Source organism: Exiguobacterium sp. s149 (assembly GCF_018618395.1).
GTDB classification, from domain to species: domain Bacteria; phylum Bacillota; class Bacilli; order Exiguobacteriales; family Exiguobacteriaceae; genus Exiguobacterium; species Exiguobacterium chiriqhucha.
The window spans coordinates 597,144-621,558 of the sequence record NZ_JACSLZ010000001.1; the positions used below are offsets into that span (position 1 = coordinate 597,144).

The window sequence follows — 24,415 nt, forward strand, 5'->3', positions numbered from 1 at the left end:
ACCACCTTGCAAATGCTAATTATATTTAGGCGTCAACTTTCTGATACCGCTTTAATTTTTCAATCAAACCTTCTTGAACTTGCAACGCTTCCTGACGCTCGACAGCTCTCGATTCCAATAATTCTTCTACAACATCAGACAGCTTTAAAATCGCTTCTTGGAACAAGCCAATTCGATCATTGAAATGGTTAGACATAGCTTTCATATCTTCTTGAGACGAACTGAACGCCTCGCTTGATTCCTCCACATTGTCATTCACAGTATCAATTTGCTCATTCATGTCTTGAAGCAATAAGTATTGATTTTTTAATGCTCGTGTTAATTTTTGACCAAGATCAGACTGGTCATCCATATATGTGTTTTGTTTTTCAAAGTGACAATGCAGACTTTTATGGATTTGTTCTGTTTTCTCTTGATGCAAATTAAGTGAGGATAAGACACGATGACCCATATCTCCTGTCTGTTCCTGCTGTTCATTTAACGAAGCAAGGAGACGTTGGACAAATTGTGATAGCTGCTCTTGATTCAATTGAGATTGTTTCGTTTGTTCTGTCTGGAAAAATTCCTGACGCTCTTGCATTTCCTGAAGTCGACGTTCATTCTTCTGTTGTCGTTTTTCATCGGATGTCAATAGCTCATCAAACCTAACAACGAGTTCTGCTTGAACACTTTGTATTGAAGTAACCACTTCCGTTTGTACTTGTTCCGCTTGATTTGAAAAAACTTTCTGCCATTGATTCAATTCTTCCATTAACAATTGCTGATGTTCTTGTCTTCTTGTTACATACTGCTCCAACATTTTAAGAACGGTACTTCCCATCGCGAAGACCGCTATGGCGAACAGCGCTGTCAACGCCCACTTCACCCAGTCTGCTGTCTGCATCATCGCCGCAAAGGACCCTGCTGCTACTGCCATGGTTGCTGGCAATTGATATTTCTTCATACTAATTCCTCCATTTCGACTGCGTCATACCATTCTGGAAGCGTCTCATAGAAAAGTTCAATCGTTTCGATTGATACGCTTCCATTCATGTGTTGTTTAATTCGCTCCCATTTTTCAAGAGCTTCTTGTGGATAGACTATATCTAACAAAATCGTCGCCATATCATCTAGTCGCTTCGTCCGTTCGACGACAGATAATTGCTCCAATGTTTCACAGTATTGGTGCCATTCTTTGAAGCATTCAGGACGATACGCTCTTATAAACTCTGAAAGGTTTACTTCGATGTTCCGACAGTTTTCATCAAGCTGATGAATCATCTGCTCGTCCCCACTTTCTTAATACGTTTAACCATTCCGTCACATCACGTCTCTCGTAAAGATTGATTGTCCCTAGCCGTTCCAGTTGAATCAATCGTTTCACGACTTCTTTGAAGTAAGCACGAGGAGGGTACGCTTGATAGAGCCAAATCTCATTCAACATATCCATTCCGAGTTGCAACCACTCTGTTTGCCAATGCTCATATGAAACGGCAGCTTCTTCAATACGCAGACCTGCATGTTTCATATAGGACATTTCAATCGACGGTAGTGTTTGATTCATATATGTCATTTCTTTTGGTAACAAATCTGAGTAAGTAAATGCCTCAAAGGTGACTTGATGAATCCATGACCACATTTCCCCTTGCAGCAATGTTCGATTTGCTATGATGGTCTGACATTGTCTACGATCAAATAATGGTTTCATCCACAGTTCTAATCGGTCATCTGCGACCACACTGACAGGTTGATCTGTCGGCCATGAACTATGATTCCAATCAGAAGGGGTCACATAATAAACATCATAAAATTTAGTCAACGTGAAAGTCGATTCCTCTTGAGAGATAAGTGCTGCTGTCTCGGTCACAGGCATTCCTAATAATCCAGAAACGAGGTGCGGTTCCCCGGTGACGACCAATTTAACTTTTTGAAACGTGAAGGCTTGCTTTGGTTCACGGCTTAACGCTTGCCAATACGAATATTCAGAAGTAAGACGGGCAGCATCAATTCGCTGCCCGAGCATTATCATACATTTCACTTTTGTAAAATCTCCGCTTTTAACTGAGCGATGTAGGTAATCTGTCGTTCAATGTTTGATTGTGTTTCGTCACGCTCGCTTTGACTGACCGCTCCATCTTCTTTTAATTTTGATAGACGTTCTTCCCACTCACCTAACTCTTCACGATAATGGCGAGGCAACTCTTCTTCCATGACACGTTGAATGTTTAACGTCTCTAATTGCAACCATTGTTCGAATGCCTCGTGTTCTTTCCGCATCAAACCGTTCACGGTTTCGTCTACTTGATTTTGCATGTATTGGCGCTCTGCTTTTTTCATTTCTTCGACTTCTTCTTGTTTCAACTGCTCAAGCTGTCGTTCACGCTCTTCTTGCAATTGTTGACGCTTCTGCTCAATTTTTTTCGTCAACGTTTCTTTTTCTCCAGCTTCGCGAAGCATATCGTCCAATAGCTCTTGTTTTTTCGTAAATGCGCTCATGACCTGTTGACGTTCTGCGTTAAAACGGGCTTGATGCTCATAGTCTAGACGCATTTCTTGTTTGCGATCGGCATCAAGCGATTTGCCGATATGAACAGCAATGGTTTCGAGAGGACTTGTAATTTGATCGAGTGTTTTCCACATCGTTACATCTTTCGTAGTCGATCGTTTCGCAGTTTCTTTTACTATTGCTGTTGAGATGACTTTTGCTGTCTGTTTCGCTTGTTGACGAGCCGCTGCCTTCAACGCTTCTTTGGCTGCTTGCTCGGCCGCTTGCTTCGCGCCCTCTTTCAAAACTGCCTTCCCTGTTGCTTTACCGACCTCTTTCGCTGCGACCTTACCACCAACTTGTGCTGCTGCAGTCGCACCACTTGTCATGACGGCTAATGCGACCGCTGCACCAATATCAGCGACCCGTCCTACTATTTTTAAGGTGTTCTCCATCTTACGCGGGTCAAACGACTCATCTACGACGTACACCGGTTCATAAGGCTGATGAAGCATGTCTTGTAAGTTTGCGAGTTCGTCACGTAACACATGGACTGCCTCTTCAGAAGAATCTGACTCCACATTAGCAAGCTCCGCTAATTTTGCATCATGTTCTTCCACTAAACGTTGACGACGCTCATCGTAGGCGTTCTGAAACTCATCAAACGACCAGACATTGAATGAAACGGTCACGTCCCCTTCAATCGGTTGTAACGTATAGCGAATACCGCTTAACAGTCCTTCCAATTCACGCTTCACCATATCATGGACATTTCGCCGCAAATCGAGAAGTGCTTCTTGTACAATCGTCTCATCTGGCCCAGCAACCAACCGTTTTTCTAATTGTTGTTGCGTCTGTTCGAGCTGTTGAGCAATGCTATCTTTCATCTTTTTATAGACACGTTTAAGTGATTGGTGGAATTGAGCCAATTCATCTTCAACTTGCTCATTTAACTGGTTTCGCTGAAGGTGAACCCGCTCCATCGCTTCTTGCAATTGCTCACCTGTCTCATCCGCGCTAATCTTTTGGAGGTACAACTCTTGCTCTAAACGGACGATAACTTGATCCAACCAGTGGATGACCGCGTGGACAAAACGACTTTCTTTGAGAGCTAACGTATTCGAAACTAAATCAGGGATTAACTCGTCCGTCACTTGTGACAAACCTGCTCCTGTTTTGGCACTGACCGCAATGATCGGGTAGCGCTTCCCAAGTTCTTCAGACAGTTGTTTTGTGGTATGCTCCATCACTTCTTGAAGCGATGCCTCGGATAAATGATCGATTTTGTTGATGACAAAGTACAAGTTAGGCTGATACGGCATGAGCTGTTTTAGATATAAAATATCTTCTACCGTCAACCCTTGCCATGACATAACGTAAATGGCCGCATCACATCGGAGCATAGCTTCTTCCGCCATACTGATATGGTGAGCATATTTCGTATTACGTCCCGGAGTATCGACAAGTTGAAGCGTCGGTTGATTCTCGAGTTCCGGCGTCGCGATGTGAATGGATGACCAATTCTTCTGTTGACCACTGGCAACATAGTGACGGAAATCTTCCGAGTTGACCGATTCAACTTTCCCTTCCGTTGTCGTAGCCAAGATGACGTCGTCTCCATAACCGATGGTCGTTAAAATTGTCGTCGATTCATTCGTATGGGTGGGCAACAACGGCATACCGATGACTCGGTTCAATAGTTCCGACTTGCCGACACTGAACGAACCAAACACACCGACTCGAACAGTATGATCTTGTAATGAGTGCAGAAGTGATGTGAACTCTTTTTGCTCATGTTCTAAAAGTTGGAGCTGTTGCCCCACCGTCTCGATAAAAGATTCATTCATTAAGGTAGCAGTACGTTCAACTTGCATTCTTGTAACCTCTCTTTCGCTTCGTTAAGGGTAGTGGATACACGGCTTAATTGATGATGGATACGTTTTTTCTCTTCCGATGATTCTTTCATAAGGTTTTCCATCGCCGTTTGTTCTTCACGTAAACTCGCCAACAAGTGGTCTTGAGCTTCTAAATGTAAATCGATTTCTTGTTTTGCGATTTTAAGGGTGTCACATTCTTCAAAGAACGTTTCAAACTCGGCTCGTTGTCGTCTTCCGTTGCTCTTAACTTGTTTAATGAACCGTCTAATTTCTTTCATGAGCATTTTTTTATCTGCTTCATTTTGAGCTTTGATTTGCTCGAAACGGATTTTTTTCTTTTCTTTCTCCAACTCTTCTTTCGCTTTTCGCCACTCCTCCATTGAATCGAACCGACTGTCTACCTCAATAAGACCGTCTGTCTTGTCGTGGTGACGAGACGTTAATTCTCGAAGCGCTTTACGAAGTTCGGCTTGTTGTTCGACCAAGCGTTTATACTCTGGATTATCGACCATGACTGTATGTACTTTATCCGATAAAATAACACGTTCTCGAATAATCGTTTTACCAATACGAGCCGGATTTTGACCTAGCAATTCTGCGTTGTATTTCAGTTCTTGCTCTAAAAGGTTCCGCTCCATGTCGTATTGAATTTTCTTTTCATGCTTCGTCCCTTTAACTTTTCTTAGCTCAATCAGTTGTTGATAAGCTTCATCCATTCCTGCTAACTTTTGCTCGATGTCTTCCAATTCAATTTGGGAAGTCACATGTTCATCAACTTGTTGATGCTTTACTTTCAATGAGACCGGCATCGATGAAATGGCCACTTCTTCAGTAAACTGAAGATCAAATTGCTCGACATACTCGCTCATATCTCGTTTCAACGTTTGTGTCAGTTTTTGTAATGATTGATTAAACAACTGCTCAAGTTGGTTCGAATAATCTTCCATATCCTCTTCAACGTCCTCTAAATCACCAAGCCACTCAAGATTATTTAACGTTTCAATTAATTCTTCTTCGAGGTGAAGTGCTTGCGAGTTCAAGCGATCAACACTCACTTCAATTGATTGGTCGAACTTCTTCTTGATGTCTCTGACCTGTTGACTCAATTCCGTCTGACGGACATCATAGCGCAATTTAAGCAATTCGAACTGTTTGGCCATCTCTTCGACATCAACAGATTGATTCAATACATTTTCGATTTTCGTCAACAGTCCGCCCATTCGTTTATAATATTGTTCCAAATCAAAGAACGGGGATTGTAACGCGTCTCTCGTCTGTTCGCCGTCAAACAAGTAGCTTTCTAACTTTTCTTCAAACGTCTCGAAGCGTGAGGCAGTCCGTAAATCTTCAATCGACCAATCCGCATATTTGTCCGGCTCGACGTTTGTATCATGTGCTTTCAAAGCTTGGAGTGCGCTGACAGGATAGACGTTAGCCCGTGAAATTTGACAATAATCGTTTTGTCGTAAGGCCGTCTCAAGTGACTGAACCACTTCTTCAATCTCATTTTTCGGAATACCGTCTAACCGGTTAGCCACAAAGAAAATACGGTCAATCGAGTCTGATAAGTCTTTTAAAAATTCGAATTCGGTCCGCTTCCCAGGTTGCTCCATGTTGAACAACAAAATACTTGCCTGCGACGTTCGAATCTTGTCTTTCGTGATGCGTTCATGTTCTGGATTGAGCGCCTGTAGCCCAGGCGTGTCGACAAGAACGACGCCGTTTTGAAGGTAAGGCGAGTCAATGAATAAATCAACGTGCCGAATCGCGTTCGATACGTCTAGCAACTTGCTCATCTCCGTCACGTACTGATCAAGTTGGTCAAAAGATACTTCCTCTTCTTTACCATCGTAGTAATGAACGACCGCACACTCGTTACCCGGTCCTTCTGTAAGGTGACGAATGAAATTGATGGTAGCCGTCGTCGGAGTGACACGTGATGGCAACACTTCTTTCTGCAACAACGCGTTAATGAATGTCGATTTACCTGTGGAGAACTCACCCACGACGACAATTTCAAACCGCTGTCGTAAAAACTGTTGTTGTTGTTGTTGCAATAATTCAATCCATTCTTTGATTTCTTGATAATCAGGAAACAATCCGAGTGCTTCTTCGGCCGTTTGATGGGCTTCTTTAAAAAGTTGACTGATGGTTTCAAGTTGTTCATTGAATTCTTTACGCATAAGCTTCTCCTTTTAGCGAATCACGTGTAAATCACGCAACGCCTTCGCTTTTTCTTGATCGACGTAAGCCTTGAAATTTGATTTGAACTGTCTCAACGTTTGACTCGTCGCTTCCTTTACGTCTTCTAACGCATCGACAACGGTTGCATGAATATCGTCAGCTTGTTCATCCATAAATCGAATATCAGCAGAGCTGAAACGAAGCAACTCTTGAATTTCTTCAATCGTATTCGCCTCGTAGTCGGCCATTTTCTTTTCATGAAGCACAATCTCTTCTTCAAGCTTTGCCAGCGTATCCTCAGCCTCTTTCAATTGCTTGGCAGATTGATTAATCAGTTGTTGACGGGTCTTTTCGTGCTCTCGTTTTAACTCTTCATGCTTTTGTATCCAATCATTTCGAGCAGTCGAGTCCCTGCGTACGGTACGTTCTTTGAAGAGGAGCCATTTCCGCTTCTCACTGACGTACTCCTCCACTTCAGGCTTTGTTCCAAGCGATTCTTTTTCAAGCTTTAAATCCTCATCGATATGAGCAATTTTAGATTGGAGTTGTTCAGGCATCTCTTCAAGTTTGAGACTTGTACGCTTAGAAGAGTTGAACAACCGAGTGCGCCTGCTTTTCAATTGTTTCATTTCTTCTGTCCGGTTTTCGACCGTTTGAATCAGATCTAGTTTTTCTATCAGCTGTACATCCCGCTTTAACTCAATTTGAGCGATATCCCAATCCACTTTATGTTCCAAATCAAATACTTCCATCGCATGGAAAAATCGAGACAGCTCCTCTTCAATGTTTAAACGGCGTCCATTCACATGGTCCATAAACATTGAATCAACTTCTTTATTCCAGTGCTCTAGCAAGTCAAGACACCCGGTTTGATACGTTTGATACTCTGTCATGACCCTTTTGAAGTTTGACTGATCTAGGCATTTTATACTTCTTTTTTGAAACTCTCGCCGAATTTGTCGCTCCTCTTTATTTTTTTGAACTTGGATATTTTTGAGCTGAAGTAAAAATTGTTCGCCTGCTGCGTCCGTATCAAACGTCAACTCTGACAACATATTGATGCCATACGCTTCAATATGTTCATAGCTTTCGGCAATCAATTGTCTAAGTCTTCCTTCTCGTAATTGACGTTCTTTTTCCTTTTCAACTGAGGCGACTTGATTCATACTCTCGTACGCCTCAATTCGCAACGCCACTTCCTCGAACGCATGTCGCAGGCTGTTCAACTCCGCGCTCTCATACGCTTTCGTCTCCATATATTTCGATAGGGCGCGTTCAAGATCAGCGAGTCCCGATTGGACGAGAAGCTTCTCATTCGCTGATTGCTTTGCTTCCATCGCTTGAAGTGAAGCGACAGGGAAAATCGGTGGGATGTCCGCACAATAGGTGGCTAATCGTTTTTCCACGTCGCTTTTAACGTCCTCCCATTGAGCTTCACTAATCGTGTCATAACGGGTCCCGACGAGGATGACATGCTTTCCTTGTCTGAGGAAACGTTGAATGAGTTCATCGTCAATCACGTCAATCCCTCGAGGTGCTTGGAATAAGTAAAGGACGGCTGCGGATGCGAATAAGATATCTTCTGTCGTCTCAAAAGCTTCAATCGTTCTTGAGTTGGCTCCCGGCGTATCAACTAAAATTAGTTCTTCATTTAAAAATGGAACGTCGATATAAAGATCTAAATACTGTACTTCCTCATGCACGTCCGCCTCTTTTTGAAAAGTTGTATATTTTTCCACTTTTTCAAAGTCGATGTCTCCTTCTTCAATGATGTTTCCATGGATAGAAACCGTTTTGAAGGAAGGTGTTTTACCCTCTGGCAAGGCAAAGATGCGAGTGATGGTTTTAGTAGTTTCATTCGTATGGGCTTTTAAGTATGTATGACCAAGTAATGCGTTCAGTAAAGCTGACTTTCCGGCGCTGAATTGACCTACCGCGAGGATTTGGCTTCGTGTATGCGCATAGTGTTCTTGGATGTGTCTAATATCAGTGGACATAAACGGATCATTTGCGTAGCGATCCGACCACTCGTCAATCGTATGTTTGATTTGTTCTTTACTTATTGAAAGCAACTTTTTATCCCCTTTCTTTCCCTTTGTTATTATAAGGAATTGAAAAGACGTATGCTTTACTTTTTTTGTTAATGGTGGGCATGATTTATGGTTTCAGAAAAATATTTGTCATGGATTCTAATTTGTAATCCTTTCTAAAATGTTTATATTAGAAAACCACCACGCAATAATGCGTAGTGGTTACATAAATACTTTACTTTGACTCCACCCCAAACCGATAAACCGTCCTCGAGTGATACAACTCCTCGGGTTTCAGTTCAATCGATGTGGCGATGTCTGGATGGTTCGGTGCGTCCGGGAACGCCTGTGCTTCTAAACAAATTGCACTATGCTTCTGTCGTCCCTCGAGCGTGACCGGTGTCTCTTCACTGAGAAAGTTTGCTGTATATACGACCATGACCGGTTGGTTCGTCTCGACGTCCATGACGCGTCCGCTCACCGGATCATGTAAACGGGTCACCCCGTCCTTCAAGATGAACGGGTGATCCAGTCCCCCAGCCTGAACAATCGCTTCGTCCTCCGACGAAATCGCCTCACCAATTGGCTTCCCGTCACGGAAGTCGAACGGGGTCGCATCCACCTCAAGCAACTCGCCCGTCGGCAACGACTCGTCATCAAGCTTCGCGACGTGCTCGGCCGGCAGCGTCAACACATGGTCATGAATCGTCGGCCGTCCGCCGAGATTGAAGTAGTTGTGATGGTTCAAGTTGACCCACGTCCGTTCGTCCGTCTGGGCCGTCATCGTGACGACGAGCTCGTTGTCGTCCGTCAACTCATAGACGACTTTGAACGTGACGTTACCGGGATAGCCTTCTTCCCCATCCGGACTGAGATAAGTAAACGTAATCGCCTGCTCCTCGACGTCCATGTCCCAGTGCCGGGACGTGATGCCGTCGTCTCCACCGTGGATATGATGCGGGGCCTCGCTTGGGGTCAAGGCCACACCATCAATCTCCGCATTGCGGATCCGTCCGGCAATCCGTCCGACGACAGAACCGAGATAGACCGGGTTCTCAAGGTATTGCTCGGGACTGGCATACTTCAAAATGACAGAGTCCATGTTCCCGTCACGGTCCGGTGCCGTCAACTCGGTCATGGCACATCCGTACAAAATGGCCGACAAGCGCATGCCGTTCTTGTTTTCAATCGTTGCTTCTCTCAACTGGCTCACCTACTTCGATTCGTTTACCTGTTCATTCCCGTAGTCGTCGTCCCGTACTCCACTTTATCGACGTGACTCAAAAACGCGTTCATGAATGCGGTAAAACTCGTGAACCCCCTTATCCTCGTCCGTATCGTTTCACATTCACCGGATATTCATCGATATCCGAGATGGAATAGCGCCCTTATTACACGTAAGCCTAGGGCTTGATTAAAATATCGGCTTACAATAACGAATGGAGTCGGAAGGCGAACGTACAGCAACAACCAATCGTCGAATATCGATGACTATACTCGAATTAACCTAGGAAAATCAACAGAGCGCTCGGAAATGAATTGCCACATGAATCAAATCGATGATCAAATCCACGAATGGGAACCGATGATTCACTACGTCATCCGCCACCTATCGATTCACCCGAACGAACAGGAAGACTGTGCCCAAATCGCAAGGATCGCAACTATGGGAAGCGTTGAATCGCGGCTGCACGCTGTCCAAGACGTATTGCTTCCAGCGCATCCGGGGCGCCATCCTGAATCACCAACAAAAGAACGCCCGCCATTTAAAGCACGAGGTCGCGGCCGAACGGATCCCGGAACAATGTATGACGTCCGAGCGCAATCTCTTCGACTGGCTCGATGAGCAGCGGTTGTTGCTGTCGCCCCGCCATTTCGAACTCCTCTGCCACTTGATCGATGGGACCGAACAGACGCTGTTTTATTCTCCGAGTCGTTTGCGGGCATATAAGGCCGACGTCCAACGGGAACTGAAAGAGGCAATCAACTTGAAGGAGTGATTGACATGAAACACGTGTTACTGACTGATGCGATTGACATGTACTTGACAGACATGAGAGAACGAAAAGAAGCACCCGAGACGACGCTGAAGAGCACGCGCAATTCGTTACTGCGCTTTGCCCTCTATGCAGCCGAGTACGGTGCGGTGTACATCCAAGAAATTAACGAGACGAACCATGCAATCCCGTACAAGAAACACCTCAGCGGGATGGCCGACAATACGGTCAAATCCTATATCATGCGCATCCGCGGGCTGTTCACGTTCGCCATCGAGCAGCAGTGGCTGCAACATAATCCATTTGGTCGCATCGTCACACGGGAGGGTGTCAGCGAACCACCAACGATCATTACACGCGACCAATTGAACACGGTGTTGTATCACGCCCGCAACTACACCCTCTATACGATTTATCTCGTCGGGGGTGATGCCGGATTACGAATCAGTGAGATTCTGAATTTGGAACTCGACCACATCAATTTCGAGGATCGGTTGATGACGGTTCGAAAAGGAAAAGGGGATAAAACACGTCATGTCCCGATGACGCCCCGACTCACCACAGAATTAAAGAAGTATATCGTCACGCACCGACCGAACGTCGGGAACTCGAATCGTATTTTCTTGATGCCAACCGGACGCATCGTCCAACCCGGCTTCGTGAACCATGATTTGAAGAAAATCGCGCAAGAACAGTTCGGCGTGAAGCTGACGAGCCATATGTTACGTCACAGTTTTGCGACGACATTGTACAATAAGAGTCAAAATATTCTCGGTGTATCCGAACTCCTCGGACATAAGTCGATCAATACGACTGAGCGCTACCTTCATGTGTCTAGAGAACAAAGTCGTAAGTTGATTGATAGCTTGAATGAATAAGGAAAGTAGATGAACCTTGATGCGAATTACTAACTTTCACGCAGACTCGTGCCTTTCAAATAAAATATCCTCAACTAATCTATCGGAGTTCTGTTCTGATTTTTCGGCAATAGTGTAAAATCGTATCAAGCAAAAACTTTCAATTTTATTCTAGCGTTCACACCCTGTCCCATTTGCCCAATCTTTTGCGTTCTCCGGGATCTGGTCGACGTAAAGCCTATGATTGTCAGGCATGTGGTCAAGGTTGGTCGATAATTGTCCGAAACGTCCGATTATGTGTTTGTGTGAGGCCATCCGCATATCGTTAAAACAGGCCTCGACCAACTGTTCTGTCAGTCGCACTTCGACCTGACTATGTAGTGCAAAATAGGAGTGCAGGATTGTGTACGTTTCCGTTGCACACTTTTGCACTCCTGTTTCTTTAATGAAATCAGTCATAATATTTATTACAATGCTTGAAAGCAAATACAAAGAGTCACTATGGACGGTCTTGTGAAAAATGAAATTGCACACAAAGATTCAGATACAAAGAGCGAAATTAGCCACATTTTTTATATTTTTACAAATCTCTAGGAATACTTCTCTGAGATACGTGACTCTGAAGTCGTTAAAGTATTCGCAAAAAACAATGAACATCCCTGTAAATGTATAATTGAAAAACTACACGCGAAATCTTCTTAAAACTGAGTTTTACGCTAAACTTAAAGCCTCTTAGTAAAAAATGCAATACCATGTGCCTTGTATATTTTCACTTAATTACTATATTTTTTATATAGAGTTGTAATCACTTCCATGTAAGTCTGAAGATTGTCTAGCTCTTCTGATCTTTTTAGAGATTGATTGACTTTTTCATTATAATAAGCATCGTTCTGCAATAATTTAACAACCTCTTCAATATAATCAGGTATTGATTTTGTTAAAAGTCCGCACGAATCATTTACAATTGTAGGCAGTCCCCCTACAGGATGCGCTATTACTGGTTTCCCTAAAACCAATGATTCTGCAGCAACTAAGCCATAGCCTTCCCATTTCGAAGTCATACATAATATTTTACTCTCATCTAGTACCATATAAGGGTTAGATATGAAACCCAGCATCTCAATATTACTGTTTAATCCTAACTCATTGATTATTTTCATACACTCATCTTTAAGATGGCCATCTCCAACCATAGCCACCGAGATATTTGGAATGTATTCTTTTACCTCTTTTACAATTTTAATAAATGTAAAAGGATCTTTTTGTTCACTTAGTCTACCAATAAAAATCAAATCATACGCTTTATTAACAGATGAGATAGATTTTGACTTTTGTATAATTTTTTTTCTATCGATTGGATTTCCTACATTAGTAAATTTTTGTTTTATTAATTTTGAAAAAACGTATTCATTTATTATTGAAGGAGACACACCTAAAACTGTTTTAGATCTCAATGAACTGAATAAAAACACAAAAGAATTTATAGTAATCTTTTTTAACCATGGAACATTATTGTGTATGTGTGAGATAATCGGAATTTTTATAGTTGCTAGAGAGGCTACAATACTTGCAGTAAAGTCATGCGCATGTATAACATCTGGTTCAATTTGATTAATTACCTTTGTTATCTGACTAATATTCATCTCTTGAAAAGCAACAAAATTTACTTGGTTTTCTTTCATTACCTCTCGGATACTACCATCCAGAGAAGCGTAATAACTAATATATTCTTCATTATTTGTATTTTGTATAATTGTAAGTGCAACATTTTCTGCTCCCGAGAAAGATCCAGAATTCAAGAGGTGCAAGATTTTTTTTTTCAATAACAATACCTCCGTATATTTTATTTCGAATTAGCTTAGCTGTTTCAGACTATCTAAACCAATCCTCGCCTTTGTCAAAATAAATATGTAATCTCCTTAACTCATTTTCATCCAAATCCCACCAATCCTTTAATCCATTACGATTTAAAAAATTAATTTTTTCTTCAGAAAATCTACTTCTTATATATTTTGCAGGTACTCCAGCTACAATACTATATTCGTCCACATCTTTAGTTACAATCGCTCCTGCTCCAACTATAGCTCCATTACCAATTTTTACTCCCTGCATCACAACAACATTATTACCTATCCAGCAATCATTACCTATAAAAGTCTTTTTAGAGTAACTTTCAAAAGTAGATTTATACCCAAACATATTTCTATTTATTTCATGCTCACTTTCATTATAAGTAAATGGAGAGGTACTCAAAAAATTGATAGGATGCTCAGGTGCGCCAATTGTACAATTAGAGCCAATAGAAGTAAATTTTCCAATATAAGCGTTAGATACAATTGAATTAGAGTTAATATAAGAATATTTATCAAGTTCACTTCTATGAATTTCTGCCCCCCTTAAAATTTTGTTATAGCCATTTAACGAGGAAATTTTATCAATATGAGAAGAAAGAATAAAACTGTTATGATACTTAAATCGATAAATCAAAATTTTAATTTCATTCAATATAAATTCTGGAAAGTATTTTCTTAACATCTAATTACCTCGTTTTTTAAAATTTATTATTTAGTTAGGTAACAGTTTCTTAGACTAAATCAATTAATAATTCAGTCATTTATTCATTAATTATTTTTTTTACATATTTTATATTTTTATTCAGGAAATTAATAATAAAGAATAGTAATAGAAATATGATTAAATTAGAGACTAGCAAAATCGCAGGATGTTTATCAGCCAAATACAGTTCTTCAAAAAGCTTAGAAATATAAGTTGAAACAATACTACTTAACAGTATACTAACAAATAATTTCACACTATTTTTGTTCAAGAGAACAAAATTATTCTTACTTTTGAGATAGTAACCGAGAACAAAAACTGCTATAAAGTTTGTAACAAAACCCGAAATTGGAATTCCATAAATCCCTATATAGTTCGATAAGTATAAACTAAGAGATACGTTAACAATAAGAGTTAATATTGAAAGATACATTGCAACTTTAGAATTTTTTAATGCAAAAAGTGCTTTATTTAAAACTTCTCTATATCCGATCATAACTAATGATGATATATAAAGTGATAATAAGAGGGACATAGTTTGCCGCTGCTCAAACGAAAACGAATCACTACCATATATGATTTTAATGATACTTTCAGTATTCATAGTAGAAAAAATCACTAGAGGTATACAAATAAACGACATTATATCAATCGATTTCCTTAAAAAAGCATTAAATAATAAATAATCACTACTGATTTTAGCTAATTTAGGAAAAATCAATGAGATTAACGTCACAATAAATAATTGTAAGAAAACTTCGCTTACTTTTTGCGTGTAATTAATTAAAGATATACCTCCGACAATTACTTTAGAGGCTATTATCTGATCAATAAAATAAACTACTTGGGCACTTGAAGCGCTAATCATAATCGGTATAATCAAAATTGAGAATTCTTCTAATTTTTTGTCCCTAAAATTTATATGAAATTTAAAATCCAATTTTTTTTTCTTGCTCATATAAACCAATACAATAATAAATTGAAACAAGTTTCCCACTACGATACTAAGGGGTAAAAATAGTATTGAATAACTTTTACTTAAATAAACGAAAAGAATCACAATTAAATTAAGGATCACACCACTAAGTGGAATAATTAAAAAAAGGTTATGGTACTGTAATTTCCCAGTCCAAACTGCTAATATCCCTGTGAAAAATAGTACAAATGAAGTAATTCGTAAAAATAAAACTGCCATCCTTATTTCTTGTTCGCTAAAATTCCCACTAAATAACCCAATTAATTCATAAGAAAATAGGAAAATTAAAATGTAAAAAACAGGTACAATAACAAAAGTTACAATCGTAATCAGATTTGAAGTAAACATTTCAGCATCATTTTTGTTTTTTTCATTTAATGTGCTATAAACAGGTAAATACGCAGACAATAAACCTGCACTAATAACTCCGAATAAAGTCCAGGGGATTGCCAAAGAAATAAAAAAGGCATCTGTGACAGCTGAAGCTCCATATAAAGTACCAATAAGTACTTCTCTAAAAAAACCGATTACTTTAGAAAGAATTGAACTAAGAAAAATAACAATTGCGATTTTACCCATTGCATATCACTCACTTTTTATCGACACTTAATATACATAGATTATAAACAAACATATACACAGGAAAACTAGTGTATTTCCAAGTAAGGCCTATAATGAATCGTATAATTTTCTGATTTTAAAAACCATATCTAATACTGAAAAACTGTTCAAGAACTCATCATAAATATCATTTTTATATTTAGGAAAATCTTCGTCATAAATGAATTCATTGATTTGATCGACAATATTTGAATCACTTTCATTTAGCTTAAATAATTGAGTAGCTTCGCTTTGTCTAAAATCAATATGTCCGTTAATTTCACTTAAAAAAAGAGGTTTCTTATAGGACATCGCTTCTATAACAGAAAAAGGAAGACCTTCATATTTTGAAGTAGACATATAAAGATCAATTTGATTAAAAAATTTTTCTTTGTTCACCATGCCCATTAATTGTATATTACTGTTTTCTTTTTCTTTATTTACCTGTTCTTCAATGTAAGAGATATTTTTCCCGGATCCTCCAAAAATAAATCTCACATTCTTATTGCTATACTTTAATCGAAAAGCATGAGCAATCTCTATAAATCTTTCAACGTTCTTAGGCTCTTCCGCTCTTGCTAAATATCCAATAGTTATAACTTCATTGTTAGCGAGATTATAACTCTCTTGCTTCGGAATTTCGGTTCCATTAAATATAATACTAGAAGAATCTGATATTTTATTTAAACTTGCATGAATATTTTCTCCCTTAGATACATGAATGGTTTGATTTTTTTTTCAATAAATCTTTCTATTAAAACAATTATGCGCTTTTTAATGAAGGAATGTTTGCCTTGTGAATAATATCCATGTGGAGTATACACAAATTTCAACTTTCTTCCATAAATCATTTTATAAAATTTACATAATATACCAGCAATAGTGCTATGTGAATGAATAATGGTTATTTGATTTTCATTTATAATTCTATTCAACTCTTTTAAATTTTTATAGAAAGAAAAGATATTTTTAAAGTTACTTAATTCGTTATTTACAATGCAATTTACCAATGAATTAGATTGATTAGCTTCAAGTCTTTTTTCACTAATATAAAACAGAATCTCATAATCATAAAACTCCTGTTTATATTTGCTAATTAAATCAAAATGGGTTTTAATTCCTCCACCATACGCTTCAGTTATCATTAACACTTTTCCCATATCTTCATCCCTCTTCAATACTCAATATACTTAAAAACACTGGAAAGAGCCCTATTTGATGTTTCAGAATAGATCCCATATCTGGTTCAAAAATTGCTTGAACAAATACAAAAGAGACTAACAAAGCAAAAGGAGCAATAAGATGATTTCTATTTACTACTTTTTTTACTTTTGAGTACAACACACTAATAACTATTACTATCCAGATGTAGTAGACTAACTCATTCATCGAGTTTAATCCGTCAAGTGGTATGAATATATTACCTAACCCAAATAAAAAATTTCCTACATCATGAATAGGGTTGATAGTAGTAAATGGATTCAGTAATATAGTATTCACATCTCCAGTAAACATTCTATACTCATTAACTTGGTATCTATAAGAAGTTAAATTGTCATTAAATAAGATGATATGAATTACTGACATTAAAAAAATCCCAAAAAAATTTATAATAAATAGTTTAATTAAATTTATTTTTTCTGTCTTAGTTAATATAAAATAGTTAATTAAAAATAACACACCTATTAATAACCAATATTCTCGAATATAAAGTCCATATACTGTTATTAAGAAAGTAGCTAAAAGAAGGTTTATTTTTCCACTACGAAATATTAACCACATCATAACTACGACTAGGGTTTCTTTAGAGATTTGTCCAATATAAACACTATAAAACAATGTAATTAGAGCCAGAAAAGCAAAATAATGAATTCTCTCAATATAGCTAGTTTTACCACTAAAATATGAAAAGATAACGATTAGATACATAATCCAACTCAAAGACAACTGAGTTAAATTAGAAATGGAACCATCTATTCCAACGAGTTGATAAACAAAAGCAGTTGCTGCATAAGAACTCTCAGTTATTATCGCAAAGTTGTCTTTAATTGGAACATTTAAAAATTCTTTCAATGTTATACTATCGTAATAAAAGTGCTCTCCAACAATTTTTCCTGACACTAATAAAAGAACCAAAGAAATTAAACTAAAGAAACTTGCATATATATAGTTTTTCAAACTAATTGAATAATACATTTGTCACCTCTATTAATAGGCTCGCTTAAAAACTAGAGACAAAATAGTTTTGAAAATTATTACAACATCGAAAATTAAAGATTTTTTTTGAATATATAACAAATCAAGTTTTACCATTCCTTTAAAACCTACATTATTTCTTTCAGTAGCTTGCCATAATCCTGTACACCCAGGAATAACAATTAATCTTTGTTTTTCATACTCTGTATAAACTTCTACTTCTTTAACAAGAGGAGGGCGTGGACCGACAAGAGACATATCGCCTTTTAAAACATTTAATAACTGAGGTAACTCATCAATGCTTGTTGCACGAATAAATTTTCCGATTTTTGTAACCCTTGGATCTCCCTTAATTTTGAACATTGCACCTTCAGCTTCATTTAGATGCAGTAAATCATTCAGTAAAACTTCAGCATCTGTTACCATCGATCGGAATTTATACATACGGAATCTTTTTTCATTTTTCCCTACTCTTTCTTGACTAAAAAATACAGGAGAATGAATATCTTCCAATTTAATTAATACAGCGGTAATCAAAAAGAGAGGTGCTAATATAATTAGTCCACTTAAAGCACAGATTATATCGAACATTCTTTTATTCAAACGGTAAAATTTCGATCCTTCTGATAAATATCGATTGTATTCGCCAACATCGACAACGCTGGTGGATATCATCTCTTCTGATTTTAAATCTAAAACAGTAGTTGCAATTTCTTCATTTGAACCAATTTCATTCACTTTTATAGCCTCCTTAAAATTCAATTTTTTACAGATTCTTCTTCCAATAACTCTATCATTATTTTTCTTACATCATCTGATAAATCCTTTCTTGCTAGTGCAAATTCGAGTGTTGTTTTAATAAAGCCCAATTTCTCCCCTACATCGTAACGCTTACCACTAAATTCAAATGCAAATACTCTTTGCATTTCATTCAATCTTGTTATTGCATCAGTTAATTGAATCTCCCCACCTGTACCAACTTCTTGTGTTTCAAGATACTTGAAAATTTCAGGCGTAAACAAATATCGACCTAAAATCGCTAAATTTGAAGGGGCCGTTCCTAGGGATGGTTTTTCTACAAAAGACTTTACTTTGTGTAACGTTTCAGAAACACTTGAACTTAAATCAACAATTCCATAACGTTCTGTCTCTTCATCTGAAACTGGTTGAACACCAATGATTGAGCTATTTGTAATCTCATATTGTTCAATCAATTGACGTGTACAAGGAACTGTAGCCTGAACAATATCGTCTCCGAGCATAACTACGAATGGCTCATTCCCTACAAATGCTTTCGCCTGCAAAACGGCATGTCCAAGTCCCATCGGTTTTGACTGACGGATAAAATGAATATTGATATTCGTTGTCTCTTCAACAAGTTTCAAAAATTCAGATTTCCCTTTTTCAATCAATGTTTGCTCTAGCTCTGGAACCGAATCGAAATGATCTTCAATCGCTCGCTTCCCTTTACCTGTCACAATCAAGATGTCTTCAATTCCAGACTCTACGGCCTCTTCAATAATGTATTGAATCGTCGGCTTATCAACGATTGGTAACATTTCTTTCGGCATCGCTTTTGTTGCCGGTAAAAAACGTGTGCCTAAACCGGCTGCTGGAATTACGGCTTTTTTTACTCGTTTTGTTGTCATCTTCTACACTCCTCTTTGGATAAATATATATTATCTGTCTGATTAACAGAAAAAAGGATTTAACTTACATTTTTTCAAAATTATAAATTAAGATTATCACTTTAGACCTAATATAAAAACATACGAGGAGTAAAATAAACCTAAAATCGTTCGACAATTGTCGACAAATAGCCTATTTACAAATTATTAAGTCAATGAATTTAAGTTAAATCCAGAACAATTCACTTTTTCCATTTGCCTCGCCAATTCTTCGTAGGCAATGTCGGCGGATCGATGAATACAAAATCATCCTTGATGACTGCTTCTGCATTGATGACATAATTCTCCCATTTGTCTGCGCCAAGTTCATCGCCTACGACCTTTTCAACTTCTGTCCAATAAAACGTTCGGCGCCCCGTGCTATGCGCATCCGATGCGATCAAATGGCTCAAACCGTTACGAAGGAACGCGAATGCGAGGTCTTTGACGTTATTTCCGAATGCTCCGGTCAAGCTGCTCGTTGTAATTTGTGACAGCGCCCCAGACGATACAAAATCCATCAGTCGTTGCGGGTTCGTTGCGAATTCTTTATTCCGTTCTGGATGAGCGATAATCGGTGTATACCCTTCCGTTTGAAGGCCAAAGAAGAGCTGTTCCGCATAAGCTGGTACCGTGTCACTCGGGAACTCAACGAGCACGTAACGAGATCCGGCAAGTGATAGTGCTTCTCCTTGCTCTAACGATTCAACGAGGTCACCGAAGATCCGAATCTCTTGTCCCGGATACAAATCGAGATTAATGTTTTCTTGTCTGAGTACGTTTTGTAGTTTTGTCACAGCACTTGCGACATCAAGCTGACTTGTATCAAACTGCGGCTGAAACGCATGGGGGGTGACCACGATTGCAGTCACCCCTTCACTTACTGCGCGCTTCGCCATTTCGACCGCTTGTTCGACTGTTTCCGGACCGTCATCGACGGCCGGTAATAAGTGACAATGGATATCAATCATAGCGTGCTCTCCTTCTTATTCGTATGCGTAATAGTAATAATGATCGTCGCTACCTTGTGGTTCGCGCTTGTTCAAGACGACGCCGAGGATATGTGCATCAGCCAAAATGAGTTGTTCTTTTGCTTTGACGACCATTTGGCGGTCCGACTTATCACAACCGACAACGAGGACGACGCCGTCGACTTTGCGTGCCAAGAGGCGCGTATCTGCCACTTGCATCATTGGTGGTGCATCTAAAATGATGACGTCATAGTTTGCTTTTAATTCTTCTAGCACACGATCCATCATCTTCGACGACAATAGCTCTGATGGGTTTGGTGGGATCGGTCCTGCCGCAATCAAATCTAAGTTCTCGATTTGTGTCGTGTGCGTCGCTTTATCGACCGTCGTTTTTTTGGCCAATACTGTTGATAGACCAATCCCGTTTGACAAACGGAATGTGAAGTGAGCCGTCGGACGACGCATGTCACAGTCGACGAGCAACACTCGTTTTCCTTGTTGGGCATATACCACCGCGAGGTTGGATGAAGTCGTCGATTTCCCTTCGCCGGACGAGGCTGATGTAATGACCATCGTCTGCAACTCGTCATCGACTGCCGTGAACTCTAAGTTCGTGCGGATCGTCCGATACTGCTCCGAGATTGGCGACTTCGGTTTCAACACTGTAATCAGCTCACGACCTGACTTATCGTATTGGGTATGCTTCTGTTTTTTTCTACCGAACTTAAACATGGACTCGTTCACCTTTCACGTTAGCTTGACGTTGTTGACGCATTTCGCCTTTATCGATGACAGGAATCGATCCGAGAACCGGAAGTTCCAAAATCGTTTCGACATCTTGTTCTGTTTTAATTCGACGATCGAGCACTACTCTCAGGAATGCCATAGCCACGCCAATCATCATCCCAAGAACTGCCGCAATGGCCGTGTTCAATAAGATATTCGGGCTAACCGGGAACATCGGGACCGATGCGTTCGAGAGAACTTTGACATTGTCGACGCTCATCAATTCTGGTACTTCTGTCGAGAAGACATCGCTGATCTCGTTGGCGATATCGGTGGCGAGCACCGGGTTCGTATGTTGAACTTTAATGTTGATGACTTGTGAGTTTTGTTCACTGTTGACCGTGATTAAGTTTGCAATATTATCAGGGGCACCAATTACATTTTCCTGTACCTGTTCTAAGATGGCTGGACTTTGAATGATGACCCGGTATGTGTTTACTAAGTTGATCGAAGATTGAACTTGTCCTAAATCAATCGATTGTTCAGATTGTTTTGGTGCGACAAGAACTTGCGTCGATGCTTCATATGTTGGACTAATGACGAATGAACTCACTAAAAAGGCGATGAGCGCCGCGATAATCGCTAAACTTGCGATGAGCCATTTGCTCCGTTTTAAAATGGAGAATAGTTCTCCAAGGGAAATTGTTTCTTCTTTCATCTTCGTCTGTTCTCTCCTCTGTTTTTTAAAGTCACTACTGGAAAATTTCCGCAGATAATATTTAACAGTGCCAATACCAAAACATTATAGCAAAAATCCTCACAGTTGATGACCCATTTTTTAAAATTTGGGGTTTTTGGTATGTAAATCTGATAAACTTTGTTAGGAAGAACTTAACAAAAGGAGGAGACAATAGTGCACGTTAGTGAGCGCCTACTCCAGTTGTACGCAGATATGAATGCGACGACACGTATCAAATTGCAAGATGCGATTAAACAAAATTTAGGGGACGGGAAGTCGTTGACCGTGTCCTTCGAAGAATTGACAGGGACAACGAATCCAACGTTTTCGACCGAGACCAAATCGGCGGCCGACTTCGCGGCATGGATTAAAGATGGGAAGAAAGATGCCACGTTCCTTCCATACTATGTGTCTTTACTAGAGATGCACGAAGACGTATTTCATAAAGAATCGACAGTGCCAAAGTCAGCACCTGTTGACAAGACATCGGTCAATGAGGCACCGCATATGGATCAAACCGTGATTCCCGCTCCTGAACCGACCGTAGTGAGAACGCCAACACCAGAAGAGAAACCACCCGCCACAAAACCAAGGTATATGCCGGAAGCCCCGGTCCCTTCGCGGGCAGAACGGGCAAAATACCATCGGACAATCGAACCGGCACGACCACGGCGGAAGTCCGGGAAATGGATCGGTATTCTGTTCATCCTTGCCTTATTCATCGGAGGCGGCTATATCGGGTATCCCTATGTCTTGGACTTGTTAGAACCAAAACAAGAAGCCCAAGTCGTCGAGGAAACACCGAAGCCGGACCCTGAACCGGTCGTCCAAGAGCCGGAGACGAACTATGTGTGGCTCGCTTCAAAAAACGTCAATCTCGTCTCGGAACCGAACGGCGCGACGGTCACCTACATAGGAGATATCGGCGACCGGTACGAAGTTGTGAAGGAACAAGATGAGCACGTCGAAGTGAATTTGGACGGGACGACAGCATGGGCCCCGCTCGACGCCGTCACGACCGACTGGCCGACGCGTGATTTGACGGATAGTGCCTTACTCGACTGGGTGAACACGAATTTGAACAACGAGTGGCTCGGTGAGTCGATTCCTGATTTCTTCGCCATGAACGAAGCGGCACTCACAGAGACAATCGGCGCCCCGTTCGGCCGTGAGACGGATGCGTTGAACGCTTACGTGTTCTATAACGGTGGGTTTTTCGTGATTCAAGACGACAAGGTACACGCTATCGACTGGACGAACACCCAAACGACGCGCGAAGCCTTCAGTCCGCTCGGCGAAGCTGTGCTTGAGACGGACGATGCGGTGGTATATGAGAGTGAAACGTACTCACTCCGCTTATTCGAAGGCACGAACGGCCAAACACGGGTACGCTTGACAGAAAAATAATCAGTACAGGATTTATTGGAAGGAGTTAATTATATGAACATGATTTTAGTCACAGGGGGTGCCGGTTATATCGGTACCCATACTGTCTTGCAGTTACTTGAAACTGGCCACGACGTCATCGTCCTCGACAACTTATCAAACAGCCGTCGTGAGGCGCTCGACCGCGTCGAAGCGTTGACCGGGAAATCGGTCACGTTTTATCTCGGTGACCTCCTCGACCGCGAACTGCTCGAACAAATCTTTTTGACTCATACGATTGATGCCGTCATTCACTTCGCCGGACTGAAAGCTGTCGGCGAATCGGTGTCCGAGCCGCTCCGTTATTACGAGAACAACGTCGTCGGGACGACCGTCCTGTTAGAAGTGATGAACGCGTTCGATGTGAAACGAATCGTCTTCAGCTCGTCTGCAACCGTGTATGGCATGCCGGAACGGACACCGATTGACGAATCATTCCCGCTCAGTGCGACGAATCCATACGGTCGGACAAAACTGATGATTGAAGACATCATGCGCGACATCGCTGTCGCCGACCCGTCGTGGAGCATTGCGCTCCTACGTTACTTCAACCCAATCGGTGCCCACGAGTCGGGCCAAATCGGTGAAGACCCGTTCGACATCCCAAACAACTTGATGCCGTATATCACCCAAGTCGCCGTCGGGCGTTTGAGCGAGCTGAGCGTGTTTGGCGATGATTATGACACACCAGACGGGACCGGCGTCCGCGACTATATTCACGTCGTCGACTTGGCTGAAGGTCATTTGAAAGCACTGGACTACGTCATGAATCATACTGGTGCCGAGGCGTTCAACTTAGGAACCGGAACCGGCTATAGCGTCCTTGACCTCGTTCAGGCCTTCGAGGCCGAGAGTGGAAAAACTGTCCCGTACCAAGTGACGCCACGTCGGCCGGGCGATATCGCCATGTGCTTTGCCGACCCATCGAAGTCAAAACGTGTGCTCGGCTGGGAAGCGAAACACGACGTCCGCGCCATGTGCCGCGACGCATGGAACTGGCAATCGAGCAACCCGAACGGTTATCGCTAATACCAAAACGAGTCCTCATCTATGTCGATGAGTGGGCTAACCTAAATTTTTGAGACAATATAAAAACACCTTCGCAGTGGTACACTTAAAAAAAGTGCTAGCATCGGAGGTGTTTTTGCGT

22 protein-coding genes are annotated in these 24,415 nt (G+C 40.6%); 4 read left to right on the forward strand and 18 right to left on the reverse strand.

Annotated elements, in window-relative coordinates; all coding sequences use genetic code 11:
• Nucleotides 1-25: 25 nt before the first annotated feature.
• From KNP81_RS03015 to KNP81_RS03045, 7 genes are all read right to left on the reverse strand, one after another.
• Entirely contained in the window at nt 26-943 is a 918-nt protein-coding gene (locus KNP81_RS03015) for a hypothetical protein (RefSeq protein WP_214718290.1), read from the reverse strand.
• The gene (locus KNP81_RS03020) at nt 940-1,260 is read right to left on the reverse strand and encodes a hypothetical protein (RefSeq protein WP_214718292.1); all 321 of its coding nucleotides are present in this window, start codon (nt 1,258-1,260) and stop codon (nt 940-942) included. Before KNP81_RS03020 ends, KNP81_RS03015 begins: the two co-directional genes overlap by 4 nt.
• The gene (locus tag KNP81_RS03025) at nt 1,244-2,008 is read right to left on the reverse strand and encodes a hypothetical protein (RefSeq protein ID WP_214718294.1); all 765 of its coding nucleotides are present in this window, start codon (nt 2,006-2,008) and stop codon (nt 1,244-1,246) included. The genes KNP81_RS03020 and KNP81_RS03025 overlap by 17 nt, the downstream gene beginning before the upstream one ends.
• Before the next feature lie 5 nt (nt 2,009-2,013).
• Nucleotides 2,014-4,338, reverse strand: a complete 2,325-nt coding sequence (locus tag KNP81_RS03030) for a dynamin family protein (RefSeq protein ID WP_214718296.1) — start codon at nt 4,336-4,338, stop codon at nt 2,014-2,016.
• Nucleotides 4,311-6,524, reverse strand: a complete 2,214-nt coding sequence (locus tag KNP81_RS03035) for a dynamin family protein (RefSeq protein ID WP_214718298.1) — start codon at nt 6,522-6,524, stop codon at nt 4,311-4,313. Before KNP81_RS03035 ends, KNP81_RS03030 begins: the two co-directional genes overlap by 28 nt.
• A 12-nt stretch (nt 6,525-6,536) precedes the next feature.
• Nucleotides 6,537-8,597: a dynamin family protein gene (locus KNP81_RS03040; protein WP_214718299.1), complete on the reverse strand. Its 2,061-nt coding sequence runs from the start codon at nt 8,595-8,597 to the stop codon at nt 6,537-6,539.
• A 193-nt stretch (nt 8,598-8,790) separates the two neighbouring features.
• Nucleotides 8,791-9,759 (reverse strand): aldose epimerase family protein, encoded by a 969-nt coding sequence (locus tag KNP81_RS03045; protein ID WP_214718301.1) that lies wholly within the window; start codon nt 9,757-9,759, stop codon nt 8,791-8,793.
• Nucleotides 9,760-10,195: 436 nt separating this feature from the next.
• On the opposite strand from KNP81_RS03045, the gene KNP81_RS03050 reads away from it, so the two are divergent.
• Both KNP81_RS03050 and KNP81_RS03055 read left to right on the forward strand, forming a co-directional pair.
• Nucleotides 10,196-10,555, forward strand: coding sequence for a sigma-70 family RNA polymerase sigma factor (locus KNP81_RS03050; RefSeq protein ID WP_251130237.1), 360 nt, complete (start codon nt 10,196-10,198; stop codon nt 10,553-10,555).
• Nucleotides 10,556-10,560: 5 nt separating this feature from the next.
• Nucleotides 10,561-11,430, forward strand: coding sequence for a tyrosine-type recombinase/integrase (locus KNP81_RS03055; RefSeq protein ID WP_214718303.1), 870 nt, complete (start codon nt 10,561-10,563; stop codon nt 11,428-11,430).
• Between the two features lie 752 nt (nt 11,431-12,182).
• Here the strand turns inward: KNP81_RS03055 and KNP81_RS03060 are convergent.
• The 11 genes from KNP81_RS03060 to KNP81_RS03110 all read right to left on the reverse strand — a co-directional run bounded on the left by KNP81_RS03060 (nt 12,183) and on the right by KNP81_RS03110 (nt 21,819).
• Nucleotides 12,183-13,232 carry a glycosyltransferase gene (locus KNP81_RS03060; RefSeq protein WP_214718305.1) on the reverse strand — a complete coding sequence of 350 codons (1,050 nt, stop codon included), beginning with the start codon at nt 13,230-13,232 and terminating at the stop codon, nt 12,183-12,185.
• Between the two features lie 49 nt (nt 13,233-13,281).
• Nucleotides 13,282-13,944: a CatB-related O-acetyltransferase gene (locus KNP81_RS03065; protein ID WP_214718307.1), complete on the reverse strand. Its 663-nt coding sequence runs from the start codon at nt 13,942-13,944 to the stop codon at nt 13,282-13,284.
• 79 nt (nt 13,945-14,023) lie between these two features.
• Nucleotides 14,024-15,520, reverse strand: coding sequence for a murein biosynthesis integral membrane protein MurJ (murJ, locus tag KNP81_RS03070; RefSeq protein WP_214718309.1), 1,497 nt, complete (start codon nt 15,518-15,520; stop codon nt 14,024-14,026).
• Nucleotides 15,521-15,610: 90 nt separating this feature from the next.
• Entirely contained in the window at nt 15,611-16,264 is a 654-nt protein-coding gene (locus KNP81_RS03075; protein WP_214718363.1) for a glycosyltransferase, read from the reverse strand.
• Nucleotides 16,225-16,701: a glycosyltransferase gene (locus tag KNP81_RS03080; protein WP_214718310.1), complete on the reverse strand. Its 477-nt coding sequence runs from the start codon at nt 16,699-16,701 to the stop codon at nt 16,225-16,227. Before KNP81_RS03080 ends, KNP81_RS03075 begins: the two co-directional genes overlap by 40 nt.
• A 4-nt stretch (nt 16,702-16,705) precedes the next feature.
• A complete protein-coding gene (locus tag KNP81_RS03085) occupies nt 16,706-17,737 on the reverse strand; it encodes a hypothetical protein (RefSeq protein ID WP_214718312.1) in 1,032 nt (343 codons plus the stop codon).
• Nucleotides 17,738-17,749: 12 nt separating this feature from the next.
• Nucleotides 17,750-18,412, reverse strand: coding sequence for a sugar transferase (locus KNP81_RS03090; RefSeq protein ID WP_214718370.1), 663 nt, complete (start codon nt 18,410-18,412; stop codon nt 17,750-17,752).
• 83 nt (nt 18,413-18,495) lie between these two features.
• The gene (gene galU / locus KNP81_RS03095; protein WP_214718314.1) at nt 18,496-19,386 is read right to left on the reverse strand and encodes a UTP--glucose-1-phosphate uridylyltransferase GalU; all 891 of its coding nucleotides are present in this window, start codon (nt 19,384-19,386) and stop codon (nt 18,496-18,498) included.
• Between the two features lie 221 nt (nt 19,387-19,607).
• Nucleotides 19,608-20,375: a tyrosine-protein phosphatase gene (locus tag KNP81_RS03100; RefSeq protein WP_214718316.1), complete on the reverse strand. Its 768-nt coding sequence runs from the start codon at nt 20,373-20,375 to the stop codon at nt 19,608-19,610.
• A 15-nt stretch (nt 20,376-20,390) separates the two neighbouring features.
• On the reverse strand, nt 20,391-21,107 hold the full coding sequence (locus tag KNP81_RS03105) for a CpsD/CapB family tyrosine-protein kinase (protein ID WP_214718318.1): 717 nt from the start codon (nt 21,105-21,107) through the stop codon (nt 20,391-20,393).
• Nucleotides 21,100-21,819: a YveK family protein gene (locus tag KNP81_RS03110; RefSeq protein WP_214718320.1), complete on the reverse strand. Its 720-nt coding sequence runs from the start codon at nt 21,817-21,819 to the stop codon at nt 21,100-21,102. Before KNP81_RS03110 ends, KNP81_RS03105 begins: the two co-directional genes overlap by 8 nt.
• A 195-nt stretch (nt 21,820-22,014) precedes the next feature.
• Between KNP81_RS03110 and KNP81_RS03115 the strand changes: the two genes are divergently transcribed.
• A complete protein-coding gene (locus KNP81_RS03115) occupies nt 22,015-23,247 on the forward strand; it encodes a hypothetical protein (RefSeq protein ID WP_214718325.1) in 1,233 nt (410 codons plus the stop codon).
• Between the two features lie 33 nt (nt 23,248-23,280).
• Nucleotides 23,281-24,294 (forward strand): UDP-glucose 4-epimerase GalE, encoded by a 1,014-nt coding sequence (gene galE / locus KNP81_RS03120; protein ID WP_214718327.1) that lies wholly within the window; start codon nt 23,281-23,283, stop codon nt 24,292-24,294.
• Nucleotides 24,295-24,415: the final 121 nt, after the last annotated feature.